The sequence below is a fragment of the Candidatus Bathyarchaeota archaeon genome (assembly GCA_029882535.1).
GTDB lineage: Archaea > Thermoproteota > Bathyarchaeia > Bathyarchaeales > SOJC01 > JAOUKM01.
The window spans coordinates 108,215-124,694 of sequence record JAOUKM010000001.1 but is presented as its reverse complement, the minus strand read 5'-3'; the positions used below and the strand labels follow the sequence as shown (position 1 = coordinate 124,694).

General features: G+C 41.5%; 19 protein-coding genes and 1 tRNA gene. 8 read left to right on the top strand and 12 right to left on the bottom strand.

What is annotated here, in order from left to right; translation table 11 throughout:
- Positions 1-224 precede the first annotated feature (224 nt).
- The 3 genes from OEX01_00715 to OEX01_00705 all read left to right on the top strand — a co-directional run bounded on the left by OEX01_00715 (position 225) and on the right by OEX01_00705 (position 3,233).
- A complete protein-coding gene (locus tag OEX01_00715) occupies positions 225-644 on the top strand; it encodes a hypothetical protein (protein ID MDH5447516.1) in 420 nt (139 codons plus the stop codon).
- 71 nt (positions 645-715) lie between these two features.
- The gene (locus OEX01_00710; protein ID MDH5447515.1) at positions 716-1,702 is read left to right on the top strand and encodes a DNA double-strand break repair nuclease NurA; all 987 of its coding nucleotides are present in this window, start codon (positions 716-718) and stop codon (positions 1,700-1,702) included.
- Positions 1,695-3,233 (top strand): ATP-binding protein, encoded by a 1,539-nt coding sequence (locus tag OEX01_00705; protein MDH5447514.1) that lies wholly within the window; start codon positions 1,695-1,697, stop codon positions 3,231-3,233. The genes OEX01_00710 and OEX01_00705 overlap by 8 nt, the downstream gene beginning before the upstream one ends.
- Here the strand turns inward: OEX01_00705 and OEX01_00700 are convergent.
- Complete coding sequence (locus tag OEX01_00700; protein MDH5447513.1) at positions 3,230-3,910, bottom strand: MarR family transcriptional regulator; 681 nt, start codon at positions 3,908-3,910, stop codon at positions 3,230-3,232. The two genes, OEX01_00705 and OEX01_00700, sit on opposite strands and share 4 nt — an antisense overlap.
- Before the next feature lie 309 nt (positions 3,911-4,219).
- Positions 4,220-4,702, bottom strand: coding sequence for a hypothetical protein (locus OEX01_00695; protein ID MDH5447512.1), 483 nt, complete (start codon positions 4,700-4,702; stop codon positions 4,220-4,222).
- A gap of 120 nt (positions 4,703-4,822) precedes the next feature.
- Between OEX01_00695 and OEX01_00690 the strand changes: the two genes are divergently transcribed.
- Positions 4,823-6,034 carry a pyridoxal phosphate-dependent aminotransferase gene (locus OEX01_00690; protein ID MDH5447511.1) on the top strand — a complete coding sequence of 404 codons (1,212 nt, stop codon included), beginning with the start codon at positions 4,823-4,825 and terminating at the stop codon, positions 6,032-6,034.
- Positions 6,035-6,134: 100 nt separating this feature from the next.
- Here OEX01_00690 and OEX01_00685 read toward each other — a convergent pair whose 3' ends face one another.
- Positions 6,135-6,968 (bottom strand): carbon-nitrogen hydrolase family protein, encoded by an 834-nt coding sequence (locus OEX01_00685; GenBank protein MDH5447510.1) that lies wholly within the window; start codon positions 6,966-6,968, stop codon positions 6,135-6,137.
- Position 6,969: 1 nt separating this feature from the next.
- A complete protein-coding gene (locus OEX01_00680) occupies positions 6,970-7,818 on the bottom strand; it encodes an NAD+ synthase (protein ID MDH5447509.1) in 849 nt (282 codons plus the stop codon).
- Positions 7,819-7,983: 165 nt separating this feature from the next.
- On the opposite strand from OEX01_00680, the gene OEX01_00675 reads away from it, so the two are divergent.
- Together OEX01_00675 and OEX01_00670 are read left to right on the top strand one after the other, a co-directional pair.
- Positions 7,984-8,098, top strand: a tRNA-Ser gene (locus tag OEX01_00675).
- A gap of 54 nt (positions 8,099-8,152) precedes the next feature.
- Positions 8,153-8,737, top strand: a complete 585-nt coding sequence (locus OEX01_00670) for an HD domain-containing protein (GenBank protein ID MDH5447508.1) — start codon at positions 8,153-8,155, stop codon at positions 8,735-8,737.
- 24 nt (positions 8,738-8,761) lie between these two features.
- Here OEX01_00670 and OEX01_00665 read toward each other — a convergent pair whose 3' ends face one another.
- Both OEX01_00665 and OEX01_00660 read right to left on the bottom strand, forming a co-directional pair.
- Positions 8,762-9,460, bottom strand: coding sequence for a hypothetical protein (locus OEX01_00665; GenBank protein ID MDH5447507.1), 699 nt, complete (start codon positions 9,458-9,460; stop codon positions 8,762-8,764).
- A 29-nt stretch (positions 9,461-9,489) separates the two neighbouring features.
- Positions 9,490-9,762, bottom strand: a complete 273-nt coding sequence (locus OEX01_00660; protein MDH5447506.1) for a hypothetical protein — start codon at positions 9,760-9,762, stop codon at positions 9,490-9,492.
- 155 nt (positions 9,763-9,917) lie between these two features.
- On the opposite strand from OEX01_00660, the gene OEX01_00655 reads away from it, so the two are divergent.
- A complete protein-coding gene (locus OEX01_00655) occupies positions 9,918-11,057 on the top strand; it encodes a trypsin-like peptidase domain-containing protein (GenBank protein MDH5447505.1) in 1,140 nt (379 codons plus the stop codon).
- Between the two features lie 53 nt (positions 11,058-11,110).
- Here OEX01_00655 and OEX01_00650 read toward each other — a convergent pair whose 3' ends face one another.
- The 3 genes from OEX01_00650 to OEX01_00640 form a co-directional block, all read right to left on the bottom strand.
- Complete coding sequence (locus OEX01_00650) at positions 11,111-11,647, bottom strand: hypothetical protein (GenBank protein ID MDH5447504.1); 537 nt, start codon at positions 11,645-11,647, stop codon at positions 11,111-11,113.
- The gene (locus OEX01_00645; GenBank protein ID MDH5447503.1) at positions 11,641-12,489 is read right to left on the bottom strand and encodes an NAD(+)/NADH kinase; all 849 of its coding nucleotides are present in this window, start codon (positions 12,487-12,489) and stop codon (positions 11,641-11,643) included. Before OEX01_00645 ends, OEX01_00650 begins: the two co-directional genes overlap by 7 nt.
- Before the next feature lie 361 nt (positions 12,490-12,850).
- Positions 12,851-13,273, bottom strand: a complete 423-nt coding sequence (locus tag OEX01_00640) for a DUF365 domain-containing protein (protein MDH5447502.1) — start codon at positions 13,271-13,273, stop codon at positions 12,851-12,853.
- Between the two features lie 281 nt (positions 13,274-13,554).
- Between OEX01_00640 and OEX01_00635 the strand changes: the two genes are divergently transcribed.
- Positions 13,555-14,571, top strand: a complete 1,017-nt coding sequence (locus OEX01_00635) for a DNA primase large subunit PriL (protein MDH5447501.1) — start codon at positions 13,555-13,557, stop codon at positions 14,569-14,571.
- Positions 14,572-14,769: 198 nt separating this feature from the next.
- On the opposite strand, the gene OEX01_00630 is transcribed toward OEX01_00635, so the two are convergent.
- From OEX01_00630 to OEX01_00620, 3 genes are all read right to left on the bottom strand, one after another.
- Positions 14,770-15,105 carry a hypothetical protein gene (locus tag OEX01_00630; protein MDH5447500.1) on the bottom strand — a complete coding sequence of 112 codons (336 nt, stop codon included), beginning with the start codon at positions 15,103-15,105 and terminating at the stop codon, positions 14,770-14,772.
- 135 nt (positions 15,106-15,240) lie between these two features.
- Positions 15,241-15,732, bottom strand: a complete 492-nt coding sequence (locus OEX01_00625) for a hypothetical protein (protein ID MDH5447499.1) — start codon at positions 15,730-15,732, stop codon at positions 15,241-15,243.
- 48 nt (positions 15,733-15,780) lie between these two features.
- On the bottom strand, positions 15,781-16,401 hold the full coding sequence (locus OEX01_00620) for a hypothetical protein (protein MDH5447498.1): 621 nt from the start codon (positions 16,399-16,401) through the stop codon (positions 15,781-15,783).
- Between the last annotated feature and the right edge of the window lie 79 nt (positions 16,402-16,480).

Below are 16,480 nucleotides of genomic sequence, written 5' to 3'. Positions count from 1 at the left end.
ATAGAAGACCCCTACGTTTCCTTTGGAAATATAGAAACTATTACGCCTTTTCCATTGTTCGTTGAAGAAATAGTTTGTGAACACTGTTAAATCAAAATATTTGCAGAAAGAAGCCCTTATCAATATACGCCGCCATTTTTTGCTTATTTTTTTAGGTTGCCCCATCATAACAGCTAATAACTTGTGAAGTGTAAAGTGTTAAGGCTTCTGTTATGGTGTGTACGATGCCTGCAAAGAAAATACGTATGGAAGTCTTTGATGAAGAAGGCAATCGTTACACTATAGCTTTTGAGGGTAAAGTTACTAGGAAAAAGGCTTTGTGTTTGCTTGATATTGTTGAGTTGCTTGGCGGCGCACATGACAAACAAGAATTAAACCGTAGTGTGTCCAAGGCTTCAAAATATGACAAGATCAAATCTATTGTTGAAAAACATTTTCCTTTTACATGGTTTTCTTCTAAGGAAGTTCTCGCGACATATGAACAAGAATTTAATGAACCTATATCGCTCAGCACAGCCTCTACATATTTGGCAAGAATGGCCGACCGTAGTTTTCTTTTAAGAAGAGGGCCAGCTAATAACAGGAAATATCGGATGATGACAGAATTGGCGCAAAGCACCATAAAGATTGGAGAAGATAAATAAGTAAAGCTATTGCAAAAAGATTTACGCTACATTTACAATCTTAAACTCTAAAGAATGCAGGAGCGTAGTGGATGAATAAAGAGTTGCAAGCAGATTTTAACGAGATGAAGGAAATATTGAGAAATTACGTTGAAAAAGGTTGCATGGTTAGTTTTAAAGATGTAAAGGATGAGCCGTCTATAGCCGTCAAACTAACTCCAGCTAAGATTGCTCCCCTTACGAGGATGAAGAGTTGTGACGTACATTTCTTCGCGGTGGACTGTTCAACTAGGACCTTGAAGAGGGCAAACAACTGGGGTGTATATGTCTTTCGAGTCTCATCTGCCACTGTCAGAAACCGTAACGTGGACTGGAGCTTTAAAGAGAGAGTTCAAACAATTAGAGGAGATTCCTATGTACGTCGCAAAATTCTGCAAGAAATACGACTTCAACTAGAGAGTGAGATGGCCTTAGGATTACTCAATAAAGCAAACGAAAACGACTACATACTTCTAGATGGTGCAAGCTACTTTGGCGGCGAAAGAAAATTTAACGCCATGCTTTACGAAAAATGTGAGAAAAAAGGAATAAAGCTACTTGCCATAAGCAAGCAGTCTCCTATGCTCCATGACGACAAGGGCCATGACCTTATTGCTGCGATGTGCATGATTACGCCTCAAGGGTGCTGGGTTTACTACCCGGTCAAAAAAGCTAGCATTCACGGCCACCTTTACGGCGACGTATCTATCGTTAGGTTGTGTGAGGACAGTCCACGAGCTTTTCGGTGTGACATAATGGGCTATTTAACCAGCCAAGATATCCCTTCGCTGCTTTCGCCTCTTTCTACAATTTCTGAAGATCCTCGCTGTTTAGGTTATCCTGTGGTGTTGTGGCTGGCACACGACTTCTCAGGCGTTGCTGAGGCCAAACTGCTTCAATATCATGTCCAAGTTGAAGAGGAATTGGCGAGCGTTGGGCTTCTTGATGTACTTCGCCAAGAGGAGCTTGCCTGCAATTTCGCGGATGAGCTTCACGGGGCAAAATACGCTTTTAATTTGGAGTGGATTGAACATGTCTAGCCATTTAGGTTCAATATGCGAGGTAAAAGGCGACAAGATTTCCTTTTTCCTAAACAAAAATATTAGCCTCTCTTTTGGGCAGATAGTTCGCGTAGACTCTGGTGACAGTAGTTTTTATGCTAGGGTTGTGAATGCTCAAAGCAAGTCTACCTTAGATGCTGGTGAGCAACTTCGCGAAGCAGAGGGAAAAGAAACATTTGGCCCGTACTCTTGCTACAAGAACATCGAAGCAATTCTCTTTCTTGAAAGAAAAGCTGGAAAAACTCGGTCTCCCACTTTCAATCCTAACTATATGGACAAAGTATACCCAACAACCACAGAAGACTCTACCGTGTTGAAACTTGCAGGAGAGCTGGAAATAGGGCATCTACGCTCTGGAGGGCAATCACTTGGCTCTGTAGGCATAAACATCAGCGCTGTACCACGGATGATGGGCATGTTCGGCATGACAGGCTCTGGAAAAACCAACACGGAATTACTAATAAACGCACAATTAATCGACCAAAGCCCAAAAACTGCAGGATTAATTTTTGACTTCGCCGGGCAATTGCTAGAAGGAAAGGAGCTGAGCCACAAGGGCTTGTGCAACCACCCGCTTTTTCATAGTAGGGTACGTTTTTACAGCACAAAAGAGGAAAAACTACGTGTCGGGCTTCGAACACTGCGACCTTGGAAGCTGCGTAGTCTGTATTCTGATATTAGTCCTCATCAATATCGTTTTGCTAGGAAGCTGTATGGGCAGCTTGGAGAACAATGGATTGAAAAATCATGTGAAGAATATGAGCTGAATGGACGTGCTGGTGTAGCAAAGATAGCTAGTGCGCATAGAGAAACGATTGATGCTTTTATGCGGAAGCTCCTGTCTTTAGATCCAAGACTTTTTCCTCCTTCTAGGTATAGCTTTATTGATGATACTATTGAAAACATAAGTCAAGGAATCACATGTCTTATTGATATTTCTGGAATCACCGCTGAGGAGCAACACCGCGTCGTTTGTTTAACAGCATCAGGTGTAGCAAACCATTACAAACACATGTGGGAAGAAAAATATGAAGAATGGCAGAGACTCCCTACGTTGTTGATAACGCTTGAAGAGGCCCACGAGTTTCTAGACCCAAGCAAAGAAAGGACAATTTTCTCTGCCATCGCCTTGATGTACCGAAAATATCGTGTAGGATTAAACGCGGTGTCACCGCGGCCTTCTCGAATTAACCCTGACGTGTTTGCAGAACTTTGGACCAAAGTCATCATGAAAACCGAGTTGAAGACCGACAGGGACTACCTCACTAGAAATACGCCATATCTCGAATACAGCGACACAGAGGTGAAAATGCTTGACATCGGCGAAGCATTATTAATATCTGAGCCGAAGATTCGATTTGCCGTTCCAGTGAAAGTGACGCACTACCCCGAATACTTGGATACCCGAGAAAAAGTGAACTACAACCTTTCACCATCTAAGACTCTTGATGTAATGGACGAAAATCTGAAGCGGCTACAAAACGCAGGTAAAAATCTCGGCATCAGCTAGCTTTTTTGCTCCGGTTTCTTCAGAATTTTCTGCATCTCTTCGTTTAGGCGGTATGTAAAAGGAATTTTGTTTGCGCTACGTTCTAAATACCCCTTTTCATAAAGTTTTTTCATTAACCGCGCTGTGTGTTCCCTGCTAAGTTTTATTTGCTCCTTTATTTCCGGTGCGGTCTTTTCGCCTTCAACGGCGAGAAATTCAAGAACCGTAAGCTCAGTTGCAGTTAACGGTGCCAATACTCTTTCTCGTTTTATTGGAATTGCAGATTCAATTTCTGCTGCAGAATCTTTTCGGTGAAGCCGTTGTTTCTCGATTTCAGCAATTTTCTTTAACAAAGTACCTTTCATTGACGTAACTTCGCCCAGCTTATTTTCCAAAACATCAATTCTTGTTGTCGCCTTTTCTAGATAAGAGAAAGACTCCACTCTATCCACAAGCGCCTGAACCTTTTTTTCTTGATTTTCCAGTCTTTCAGCAAAAAGTTCATCATGAGTAAAAAGAACGTTGACTTTGTGAGTAGAAGTCTCAACCCGGTCTTCCTGCTTTTGCAGCTGCCTATTAAAACTCACAATAATGTCATCAACAACGTTCTTAGCCTCTACATACTTATTGTGAGCTTCATTTATGCGTTTACTGTATAAAATTGCAGCACTCAAAGTGAAGATTGACAAGGTGCTCATAAGAATAACTATTTCAAACATTTTCTGGCATCAACCGTGATTCTAGTGTGATTAGTTGTGACCTATATGACGTCACAGTTAGTATCACAATATTACAAGAAGAAAACTTAAATTTTATGGTGAAAACATGATTAATGTGACGTCACAAATCACATTACTGTGAAGCCCTTTCAATGATGTTTTAACGATATCACCAGAGGAGCGCTATTTTAGTTGTCTAATTCGAGATTAGGGCTCTTTTTGGGGGAAAAAATAACATCTTTCTACCCTGCAAATTGAAAGTCTCTGTAACCTATGTGATGTGTGATATCACGGTTTAGATGAAGTCCATGGTTTTGATAGGTTATTAAGCATTGTTTCAAGTTCTTCACGTAACATACTTATAAGCTGTAAATGTTCCTTTACTCCCTTATGATTATTTGAAAGATCTCTATACGCTGTTGTGTATGCTTTTAGTTTGTTTGCTGCTTCCAAATAAGGGGTGAGACTTGTGTCTTCAAGAATGCCAAAATAGCCGAGAAGAAGGATGGTGTATATTGATTGTATAGTGTTACTTTTTGCTTGTTTTAGCGTTCTGTTGAAGGAACCGCGGCTTATTGCTGCCTTTGTTTGCCTTAATTTGGCTTTTTCTTCGTATTTTAACGATTTTGAGGCTAAATTTTCGGCTAAAACGTCTATAAGTAGTGTTTCAAGCTGTGTTTTAGTTAAATTGCTGTTTTTCGCAAGTATTTTTGCGATAGGGTCTTCTAATGAGCGTTTTAGCCAGTTTTGAACGCTTTTTTTGAAGGACAAGATTCTTCCCCGGTTTTCTATGCTGGTTGGATACAGTTTTGTATACAAGCTGAATATAGTTTTTACGCTGAAGAATTGAAGTTGTGGTTGTATTTCTAGGTTGACAAAAGTAAACGTTTTATGTTAGGAAAATTAAAAGAAGACGAGGAAAACCTCTTGCAAACGCACAACAAGGCAGAAAGATTAAAAGAAATTAAATCCTCCAGTATTCGCCGTCTTTTTGCATTAACTCCACACAAAGCTGGCCTCATAAGCCTCGGTATAGGAGAGCCAGACTTTACACCGCCAGAGCATGCGTTAGAAGCAGCTAAGCAAGCGATGACTGAAGGAAAAACCCACTACACCACTTCAAATGGAATTTCAGAATTGCGCGAAGCTCTTTCTAAGAAATTCACGCGGGAGTATGGTACTTTCTATAATCCAGAAAATGAAATCTTAGTTACTGTGGGCGCAACAGAAGCGGTCTCTCTTGCCTTATTGGCTTTCATAAATCCTGGTGATGAGGTGCTAATACCCGATCCCGGCTTTGTATGTTACGTGCCTGCGGTGTTGATTGCTGGGGGCACCCCTATTTTGATGCCGCTACTTGAGAATAATGGCTTTAAACCAGACATAGAGACCGTGACGTCACTTATCACAAAGAAGTCACGTGTGATTATTATTAATTCGCCTCATAATCCTACAGGCTCCGTTTTGACCTATGATGAGTTAGCGAAATTAGCGAAGCTTGCGGTTGAGAACGATTTAATTCTGGTTTCTGACGAAGTTTATGAAAAAATTACTTACGATGATGTGAAACATTATTGTTTAGCAACGTTTCCTGGTATGCGTGAGCAAACAATTGTCGTAAATTCTTTTTCTAAGACATATGCAATGACTGGTTTTCGTGTTGGCTACGCGTTAGGACCTGAAGATTTAATTTCAGCCATGTTACTGGCTCACCAATTTACAGTAGCGTGTGTAGGTGGACCAGCGCAATACGCTGCTACAGCGGCTTTGGAAGGTCCACAAGACTTTGTGGCAGAAATGGTTTCTGAATTTGATAAGCGTCGTAGACTTATTTATAGGCGTTTAAGTGAAATTGAAGGTCTCAGTTGCTCTCTTCCAGAAGGTGCGTTTTACGTGTTTCCGAATATGAAGGCATTCACAGCGACTTCTGCTGAGTTTTCTGAGTTTCTTTTGAAAGAAGCCAAAGTTGGTGTAACACCTGGGTCTTCGTTTGGTAAGCATGGTGAGGGCTTTTTGCGGCTGTCGTATGCTACATCTTATGAAAAAATTAGTGAGGCTTTGGATAGGATAGAGAAGGCTGTTAGAAAATTTCCGAAATCTTAGCTCTAAGGAAGTCGCAACGCTTTTCGATGCGTTTTCACCCTGTTCTATATGCCTTGCTCAATATCACACAGACATCACGTACGTGATGACTTATGTGACATCACAGTTTTTCCGAGAGTTCCTTTAATGTGACATAAAGCTCTGGTCTTAAATCGCGGAGGGTAGGCACAAAAGCTTCTATCGGTCTTAGGTCTTCGTAGTTTACGTTTCCGAATGAAATGTCTTCTTCATTATACCTTGACTGGGTAATTATAGTACCGCTTGGGCTTATGAGGCGGCTTCCTCCCCAAAACTGCAGGCCGTTTTCTATGCCGACCAAGTTTACGTATGCTAAGAAGCATGTGTTTTCTATTGCCCTTGCGGTTGTAAGGGTTTCAAAGAATTTTTTCCTTACGGCGGGGGAGGCTGAGATGCAAATTATGATTTTTGCTCCTTGGAGGCGAAGTGCACGTGTTATTTCTGGGAAGAATATGTCGTAGCATATTATTATGCCGAGTTTTCCGATGTTCGTTTCGAAGACTGGTGTTTGATATCCTAGTCTGAAATATCTCTTTTCTTCGAAGACGCTGTGGGTTGGCAAGTGCATTTTTCTGTACTTGCCGACGTAGCCTTCTGGGCCTGTAAGAGCTGCGGTATTGTAGAGTATTGCTTTTCCTTTTTCACTTCGCTCTGGCATGCCGTAGATTATGTAGAGATTTTCTTTTTTGGCTATTTTTCCGATTTTTTTGGTGGAGGGACCTGGGATTTCTTCGGCTAGCTCGTATGTTAAGTCTCGTGTGGTGTAGCCTGTTAAGGACATTTCGGGGAAGATGATTATGTCGGCTTTTTGTTTTTTGGCTTGTTTGGCGTATTTTGCTATTTTGTTGATGTTATGTTGTTTGTTTCCGATTTTGCATGGGAATTGTACGAGGGCTGTTTTGAATTCTTCTTTCATGTTATATTGCCTCTGTTGTGCGGGTGAGTCTGAAGTCGGCGTTTATAGTTCGATATTCGAGTTTGGTTGTTAGGGGCATTTGTCTTTTGTGTTCTGTTTGTAGCCATCTTTTTTTAACGGTTGCGATGGTTTTGGTTAGTAGGTGGAGTTGTTTTGCTATTGTTTGGGTGGGCATGAAGTGTTCTATGCCGTAGAGGATTAGGTCGAGGGTTTCGTACTTTAAGCCTATTTCTTCTTCTGCTGTTTGGTTTGGCCAGAGAGCAGGGGTTGGTGGTTTTTTGATTATTGCAGGTGGTATGCCTAGGTGGGGGGCTAGTTGGCGGACTTGGGTTTTGTAGAGGTCCATGATGGGAGTGATGTCTGCGGCTGCGTCTCCCCATTTGGTGTAGTAGCCTATCATTGTTTCGCTTTTGTCGCTGCTGCCGGCTACAAGTAGGCGTTGGTGGTTTGCGTAGTAGTACCAGATGAGCATGCGGGTTCGGGCTTTGAGGTTTCCTCGGCTAAGTTTGTCTTTGGGGTCGTAGTCTGGGATGGTTTTGTATATGGTGTTTAGGGTTTGTGTGAGGTTGATTGTTTTTAGTTGGAACTTGAATTTTTTGGCGAGGAGTTTTACGTGTTTGCGGTCGGTTTTGTTGTAGGTTTCTTTTTCGGGCATGTATAAGCCGAGGACTTTGTTTGCTCCTATGGCTGTTGTGGCTAGGGCGGCTGTGGTGGCGCTGTCTACTCCTCCTGAGATTCCTAGGACTATGCCTTTTGCTTTTGCCTTGCTTACATAGTCTTTGATGAAGCGTGTGATTTTTTGCTGTGTGGCTGCCGGGTCGATTTGAAGTAGTTTGTTTGTTAGCTTCATAGCGGGTGTTTCCCCTGTTGTTTGTTTGTTGTTGGTTGCTTTTATCTTTAAGTGGTTGGCGGTGTGTTTTTGGTGTTTGGATAGACTGTTCTATTAGGCTTTAAATGTGGATGGGTGTGAGGCAAAACGCTTTTAGACACGTTGCTCTTTTTTGACTTTGTTGGTGCCGGGGTGGCAGAGCGGTAATGCGCCGGCCTCGAGATCCGATGATGTCTAGAAGCGGGCCAGTTAGCCGGTGGGTCTTTGGCCCTCAGGGGTTCAAATCCTCTCCCCGGCGCCAAACTTTTTCTAGAGATCAAAATACAATAATTGTGTTTCAGAGAGGTGTAGGGCTGTGGGTTTAATCGTAGAAAATCTTGAAAGCATTGTAAAAGAGAAAATGTCAGTAATAAAAGGAAGCGTTCATTCATTCGAGCATGTTAAGAGAGTTTTCAAGATAGCAACGTTTTTTGCTAGAGAAGAAAAAGCTGACGTAGAGTTGGTACAAGTAGGAGCGCTTTTTCATGATCTTGGATGGATCATGGGTAAACCACATCATGAAAATGGGGCAGAATTGGCTAGCAGAATTTTGAAAGACATCAACTATCCTCAAGGAAGAAGAGAAAAAATCGTTAAGATAATATTGCGTCATCCTCTTGACTTTAGAGACGAGTTGGAAACCATAGAAGAAAAGATAGTTTGGGATGCTGACAAAATTGATTTACTAGGAATCGTAGGTGTGGTTAGAGCGTTTCACTGGCTTGGTAATGCACCATTTGATTCTGTTGTAAAACGCTCTTTCAAAGAGTTAAAAACCATCTATCCTTTACTGAACACCGAAACTGCAAAGAAAATCGCAAAGAGGAGGCACAATGAAATACTTTTTCTCCTTTCAGCCTTAAAAAGGGAGCTTTCCCTAGAAGATTTGGATTTGATTTAACATTTGGTCTTCTCTTTATAGATGCTAAGCATCTCTATGCATTCTCAAACGATTAAAGAACGGGAAAAGCGGCAGAGACAGCAAGCTTGGAATCAGAGAAACAAGGAGTAAACCGAAAATCAATTCGAAAGACACGGTATGTTCAGAAGCCATAAAGAAGATTACTTGTATTGGCATTGTGAGCCAAAACTCAAACAACAAAGTTTTCTCTCTGTATTCTGCGAACAAGCAGCTAACTTCAGAAATAAACAACACCGAAACTGCTAGATAGGCAATCAAAAACAAGCCGAACCCGAGAAGCCTGAAGAAATCTAGTGGGACTCCTGCCAATGATGCTAACGCCCCAGGATCGCCATACCCTGTAGACCCTCCCAACAATAAATAACTTGCTTGAGTTATCATAGTCCAAAACCCCAACCAAAAAAGAGAAAACCTCACGTAGAATCCGCACTTTTTCGGCATTAAATATAGGAATGCAAAAATCATAGCGCCTAATACGAAGGTGTTGATGAGTCCTCCAACCATAGCCATAACTTTAGCAAACCCACTAAGAGGAGGATCCCATTTGCACCATCCAAACCCCAGCCAAGAAACATAAACCTGAACACTGTCTGCCCCGAGAATCCACGCCCAAAAACCGTGACCCAAAAGCTCGTGAATGCCACAAGAAACCAGCCTAGCGAAATACGCCGCCAAAATGACAAGAAGAACTCTCGTCCCCAACGACGCTTTTGAACGAGCCTTAAGGCGTTTCACAGGTTTAATGTAATGAAAGAAATCCCTAGAGACAACGCCAGATAAAAAACGATGTCGACGCACAGTTCAAACCATAAGATGGTGTATTGTGCGGGAGCCAGTGGCAGAATGACTGTTGTTGCTCTGAGCCATGTCATTGGAAAGCCGTAACGGAAAATCTTAATTTCAGGCATGGAAGAGTCAACTATGCTATAGCCTAACGTAGAAATGGCAAAACACAGACTAAAGACACCGACCGTAATGGCTGCGAATTCATAAGCCGTTTTCAATTCTCTATCTTCTATACACACCCTATATTGAATACGGTTGCCCATGTTATTTAAAAACAGAGTTTAGAACAATCGTTCACTTTCGCATTTAGAGAATACTTATAAGAACTGTAAAAGCTAGCACCATACAACACGATTCTGGAGAGTCATAAAACTTGTATAACGAATATGAACCCCGCTCAAACCGTCTTTCACTTATAACAGTCACAGTAATCGCCGTCATAGTAGTCGCCAGCATCGTTGGAAACATCTACACATACCAAATATTCTCAAACAGCGTCAAGAACCTAGAACACAAAGTTGACACCCTTCAAACCCAAATCTCTGCACTGACGGAAGCTCTAGGAAACTACAGCCAAACCAGCGTAGGCAACATATCGCTTTCCGAACTCTACGAAAACATCAAAGACGCTGTAGTTCTGATTCGTGGACAAACACCTCAAGGAGCAGTGGCAGGCTCAGGATTCGTCTATAACTATACAAGTGATACTTTTTCGGGTCAGATTGTAATCACAAACTACCACGTAGTTCAAGGCACAACAAGCCGTTCAGTTACCTTCACGAACGGCAGCGCATACTCCGCCAGCATTCTCGGCTCTGACGCTTACGTAGACCTCGCCGTTCTCTCAGTTGACGGTGCTCTCCCTTACGGGTTTAAGTCTCTTCCCATCATCAACTCCTCGTTGCTCAAAGTAGGCGATTTTGTAGTAGCTATAGGCAATCCCTATGCGCTAATTGGCTCCATGACAACGGGTATTGTCAGCCAGCTTGGAAGAGCAATTCCCGAAGATCTGGCGGGCGGATATTCAATCGCTAACGTCATACAGATTAGTGCTCCTCTTAATCCGGGCAACTCCGGGGGTCCACTGCTAAACTCTAGAGGTCAGGTGGTAGGCGTTACATTTGCCATAATCGAAAACTCAACAGGAGTAGGCTTCGCCATACCCTCCGATGCAATCCTCCGCGAAATTGCTTGGCTTGTAAAGGGCGACAGTTATCCACACCCTTGGATAGGAGTGATGGGAACGGACATGACTTACGAGTTAGCTCAGGAAATGGGCACCTCCACCACTTACGGATGGTTAATAGTAGATGTGATCCCCCTCAGTCCAGCCGAAGCAGTTCTAAAAGCCGAAGACATAATCCTCGCTATAAACAACACACAAATAATAAACGGCGACGATATATCCAGCTACCTCGAAGAACGCACATCACCAAACCAGACAATTAACATAACAGTGGAAAGAGACAGCTATGAAACGACCATTTCACTGGTGCTTGGAACTCGACCATAACTAAGCTGGAAAATTAAGACAACTTTTTCTAAATTCAACGTTCAACACTGACTTTATACTGGTGTTTTGCCGACAGGTTTCCGTTTCAACTCAGTCCCACAAATTTCACAACGTTTAGACCGATAGTCCGCTGGGTATTTGCTGTAGCAGGCGGGACAGTAAAGCGTCCATCGGAAGCGATAGCGTATGCCAAAAGTCATCAAGGGCGCAAACTCAATACCTACTTGGTTGGCTACGTTTTGTATAGAATAGTCATCAGTAACGATCTGAGGACTATAACCCATGTCTCTCAGCTCCAATGCCAACGCTAAAATCTGCCGATCTGCCTCTGAGAGGAAGAGCAGGTCGCCAACGGCTTTAGATGACGCTTTAATCCTTTTAACATAGTCCGCTTTAGGCGTTTTGACTCTCAGCTTTCCATTTTCAACGGCAGCGTTAAACCGAGTCCAAGGCAACGAATTAGCAATAAGTTCGTGTTTAACTTCGGGAACTGAATATTGAACATCTTGGATGGAGAGGGGTTCAAACCCAGCTATGAAAGCGGAAGTATCTAAAACGATTGTTTTCCGCCTCTCAGTTTTTGTCAGCACAGTTTTCCCTTCGGATACAACAACCGACTCTTAAGCCGTCGATAAAATTCCTTTTTAAAACGAATAAACGAAGTTACATTATCCGACTTCGTAACCGTCACACGAGGCTTTCGCTTCTCAACAAGCCTACGATAATACCCATCAACCACCACTAATACTGTGCGGGGTCTCTCTATCTCCACCGTAAGTGTTGAATTCTCAGAAAAAACGATTGGAGGAAACGGTGTGAGTGGACATACGGGTGTGAGGACGAACACGGCGGTTTCAGGGTCTAAAACTGGTCCGCCTGCCGCTATTGAATATCCTGTTGAACCAGTCGGCGACGCAACCAGAATTCCGTCTGCTCGACAGTCTAAAATCCTGTCACCGTCTTTCCAAAGATCTGCATACAACAGCTTAACTGGGGCGTCTGCAGAAATAAAAACTTCGTTTAACGCATCTGGCAACACTTCGCCTTCAACAGAAGCAGACAGTTTCTTGCAGTATTCAAGCGTAAACTCTCCTTTGAGGGTTCTATCCATGGCTGGCAAAGCGTCTTCTGGAGATACTTCAGCTAGAAAGCCTCGTTCACCCATGTTGATGGCGAGTATTGGGGGTTCAGGTTTTGGAACGTGGATGCATGTTCTTAGGATGGTTCCGTCGCCTCCGACGGTGATGATAAAGTCTGGTTTCCATTCTTCAAGGGGTACAGCAAAGTCAGCTTTATTGATGCGCTCTGCGATTTCAGGGTCAACGATTACGTTTAGCCCTCTTTCTTCTAGATGATTCAATAGTTTTTTAGCTAGGTCTAACGCTTTTTTCTTGTCATTTCGCGCCGTTAACCCGACACTTTTAAACGTCATTGTCATCGCATCTAAGGCTTTGCAGTAACCTTAATCTATAAGTCTTAATGTAAAGTAGAGTTTCATATTCACTTTTAACACTTATACACTTGTAGATTTCGGTGAATCCGAATGAGTGCGAACAAACTAATAAAATTTGACCCTTTGAAAGTTGGCTTGGAAGTGTTGTATACTCTAAGAGCGGCAGTAAAAACACTGAGGATAATTATAGAAGAAACTCATATCTCCTTTTATCGTAAAACATAAAAAAGGAGTTTTGCGGGAGATAATTGTTGGAGATGGCTTAAACAAATATATAACCTATATTTTCAATTGTTTAAGTTATACTCCTACTTGCGCTTTCGGAACACTTGGATGCTTTCTATAGTAGTGAGAAATTCGAAGCCAGCCTCTGCAAGTTTCTATGTGTGAAAGATGCAGTGGAATAAAACATACGGAGGGGCTGATTGTATTTCTTTAGTCTCTTCAAAAATAATATTGTGATAGCTACTGTTCTCCGTTCTTCCCCACTTATTGGTGATCTAACAACATAGTTGTCATACTGATCTTTGGTCAGAAAAATCTGGCTTTTGTAACGAATCCAAGCAGTTTGTGGCTCCATTCTTTCAATCCTCTCAATGGTTCCTTCTCCTATCAACTTTCCAGATGTATAGAAGACTATCTTTGAACCTCTTTCAAGCCTTAAGAACTTGGTGAACTTAACAAAAGCCTCTTTCTTTTCATCGAAAAGAGATTTAACATTCTCAGGTAAGATTGGGAAAATAGCTCCAGAGATATTACTCAAAATTATTCCTCAACTAAATAATTTCTTGAAATTATCAGTTCCCTCAAATAGTCTGCAACCTGTTTCTCTGAGTCCTCCATATCAGCATAAACAGAATCTTTCATCAACCCATCCCCTGGGAAGATAAGTTAGATCAGTCAGGTTTTATGACTTGTGGAAAAAATAATTATTCTGAGGTTTCATGATTTGTGATATTATTATACGGAATAGGAAGGAGAAAACATAAGAGGCAGATTTAGAACTTTAAGCTGGGTGAGAGCATCCTTTTAACAAAAACTGACATGGCAAAATATCCTTTTCTACCTCAAGCAAGAAGGCATATTGCTGAATTAGGCATTGATATAAACGATCTTGGAGAACTTGAAAGTATTGTCAATCGGGCAGAGGTTAGAATAGCAGCCACTTTTGAATTCTTAGCACACGTGCAAAATCAGGTGCCATATAAGAGATCAGAGGTTGAGATTGCTTCGTTTCCTGTTGCGATATTAATGGTTACAGGTGTGAAAGACAAAATCCTTACTGAAAGATATGCTTTATCAGAAGCAAGGAAAATCCACAGTTACCTCTTGAAAGAGAAAGATGAATTTATACTAGAAATAGCAGAATCCTTTGAATGGGATATCCATCCATCAAAACAAGAACCTTTTTCATATACAGTGCATTTTGTGAACTACTTAAACAACGCAACTAGAGGAAGACTAGTTCATGCTCCAGAATGGAAATTGGTGAATAGGCAACTTGATAAGGGTCAGGTATCTGTAACTAGAAATGAGGTTTGCAGGCTTCTTCAAGAGGAGATAAAGAAATACATAGAAGACAGAACTAAGGAAAAAATTATGAGCATTCCTCAGGTTATCCAAGACGTTATTGAAGAAATCAAAGCTGAATTTCTGAAAAGAAAACCTCACTTGACAGAATTCGATCAGAAAATACGGGCTGAGGAGTCAGAGTATCCTCCTTGCATTATGAATCTTTTGGATAGAACAACTAAAGGACAACATCTTTCCCATGCTGAGAGGTTCACTTTGGTGACATACCTATTTAATCAAGGCATTAGTGTAGATAGGATTGTCAACCTGTTTTCAAATGTTGCAGACTTTAGAGAAGACAAAACACGATATCAAGTGGAACATCTTGCAGGTCAAAGAGGGAGCAGAACTCCATATAAAACTTACAATTGTTCAACTCTGCAAACTCATGGTATTTGTGTGAATCCAAATGATCCAGTCTGTAAAACTATAAGGAACCCTTTGACATATCATCTCAGAAAGAAAACTGTTGAAGAAAAAACGCAATAGATCTACTTCTAACACTTATCAAATCACATTCTTGAAGAATATTCCTCAACATCAGAAGGAAGCCTTATTCTAGCTTATGCGCGCGCGCATTTTTTCTGTATTCTAATTAGTTCCTTTGGTTCTGCTATGACTTTTCCGCATCTTTCACATTTAGCAACTTGCAGAAGCGCGCGCGAGTTGGCGAAATTCTGAACTCAGTCACCAAATCTTTTCTCTCCTAAGCGTCCCGTGCAGCCAATCTACATAATGCCTGAATTCGTGCTCCACAGTTTCTTTCGTCGGAAGACCATAAAATTCTATGCAGCAAGTTCTGTCAGATGCCATCAGGAAAGCTCCTCCAACTTGAACTGTTTTTCTTTCAAACGTTGTCTTAGGTCCAAACACAGTTTTCTCGATTCTGTCTGATTTTGGTGTTTCTCCTACAATACGCCATCTAGGAACCGGAACGTTATGTTTCTTGGCAAGTTTTTTGATGAAACGCTCAACTTTCTCGGTTTTTAGCTTACGTGGCTTGTGAGAAAAATAGAAAACCATGCACGCGTTTTCTCCCAATACATTCTAAATTATCAAGTATATTTAAGACTACTTCGAAGCACTTGCGCGCGCAAAATACCTTAACGGCGTAAAGTTGTGACTACTCATTGGGCGCGTATCATAGCATATCGAAGACTAGTTGGTCAAGCCAAAATAGATGGTGCCTGGGATTTTGTCTTTGAAGTTAAATTCCAGATGTTCTATTTTTACTAGTTTGTTTGTTATGCGTCTTAGTTGAACTTGCCAATCTTTGTTACGATGCCGTACTGGAAAAACGATAAATAAAGTGGACTTGTTTGTGTATTCGGTGGTTCTTAGTTTTTCTATATCCTTCACAACGCCTTGAGTGTTTCTGGTTATCGGACGGTGTTTATTCTTTACATTTGGGAACCTTATGTTTGTATTAATGGTTTTGAGCTCAATAGCCCAATTTTCAAAAGTGATATCGATTCTATTCTGTTCTGGGATAACATCTTTAAAATGCTTTGACAAACTGTCGCATAATTCTACCTTCAACCAACCTTCGAATTTAGCTCTTTCAGCCGCGAAGATTGATAATCCTTGATGATTTTCTAGTTTTGGTTTTAGTTCGCCAAATATTAGTTTTGAAAGCTCTGCGAATTCCATGTTTGTGGATAGCCTTTTTGATTATATAAGATTGCGCGCATGCCTGTTCTATTTGGAAAATATTTGTAGGAAGAACTTGCATATGCTTTTTGAAGTTAAGTCAATGAGGGTCGGATAGTTTTCCATATAGAAATGGTCTGTATCTAAAACAAGTTTTTCTTTTCTTTCACTTGCTTTTCTGTAGAGCTGTTCGAAATCCGAGTATGGTGCCACCTTGTCGCGTTTTCCATGCACAAAGAGTTTTGAGCAGTCAAATCTCAAGTTCGCTGTTAGACCATTCGTTTTCTTCAGAACAGACATAGCAACGAAACCATCAATCTTAGTTTGAACCGCTACATTGGACGCGACGACGGCTCCAAAGGAATAGTCTAGTAATCCTAAAGCATCAACTCTTTTCCGCATGAAAGAAATTGCGTCCAACACATTCTGAACTTCCTTCACTACTTTGCCATAGCTTCCATAATCGAGGCATAATGCAGAGATATCATGTGAAGCAAGTTCTCTGGCGACCCTGATGATTCTGGTGTCATTTCTGGTGCCACCATACAAAGGATGCGGTAGGCACAGAATGACTCCTTTGGATGAATTTGCATATAGTGTTGCGGGCAATGTCTCACCTTTGCTTATGAAAGTTACCTGCATATGCGATGACCTCTCTTTATCTTTCACACTTTCACTCTTTTAGATTTGCCATTAGCGCGCTTCGTCTGAAATAGAAAAATGGGAGTTTGCGAGATATCGGGTGCGC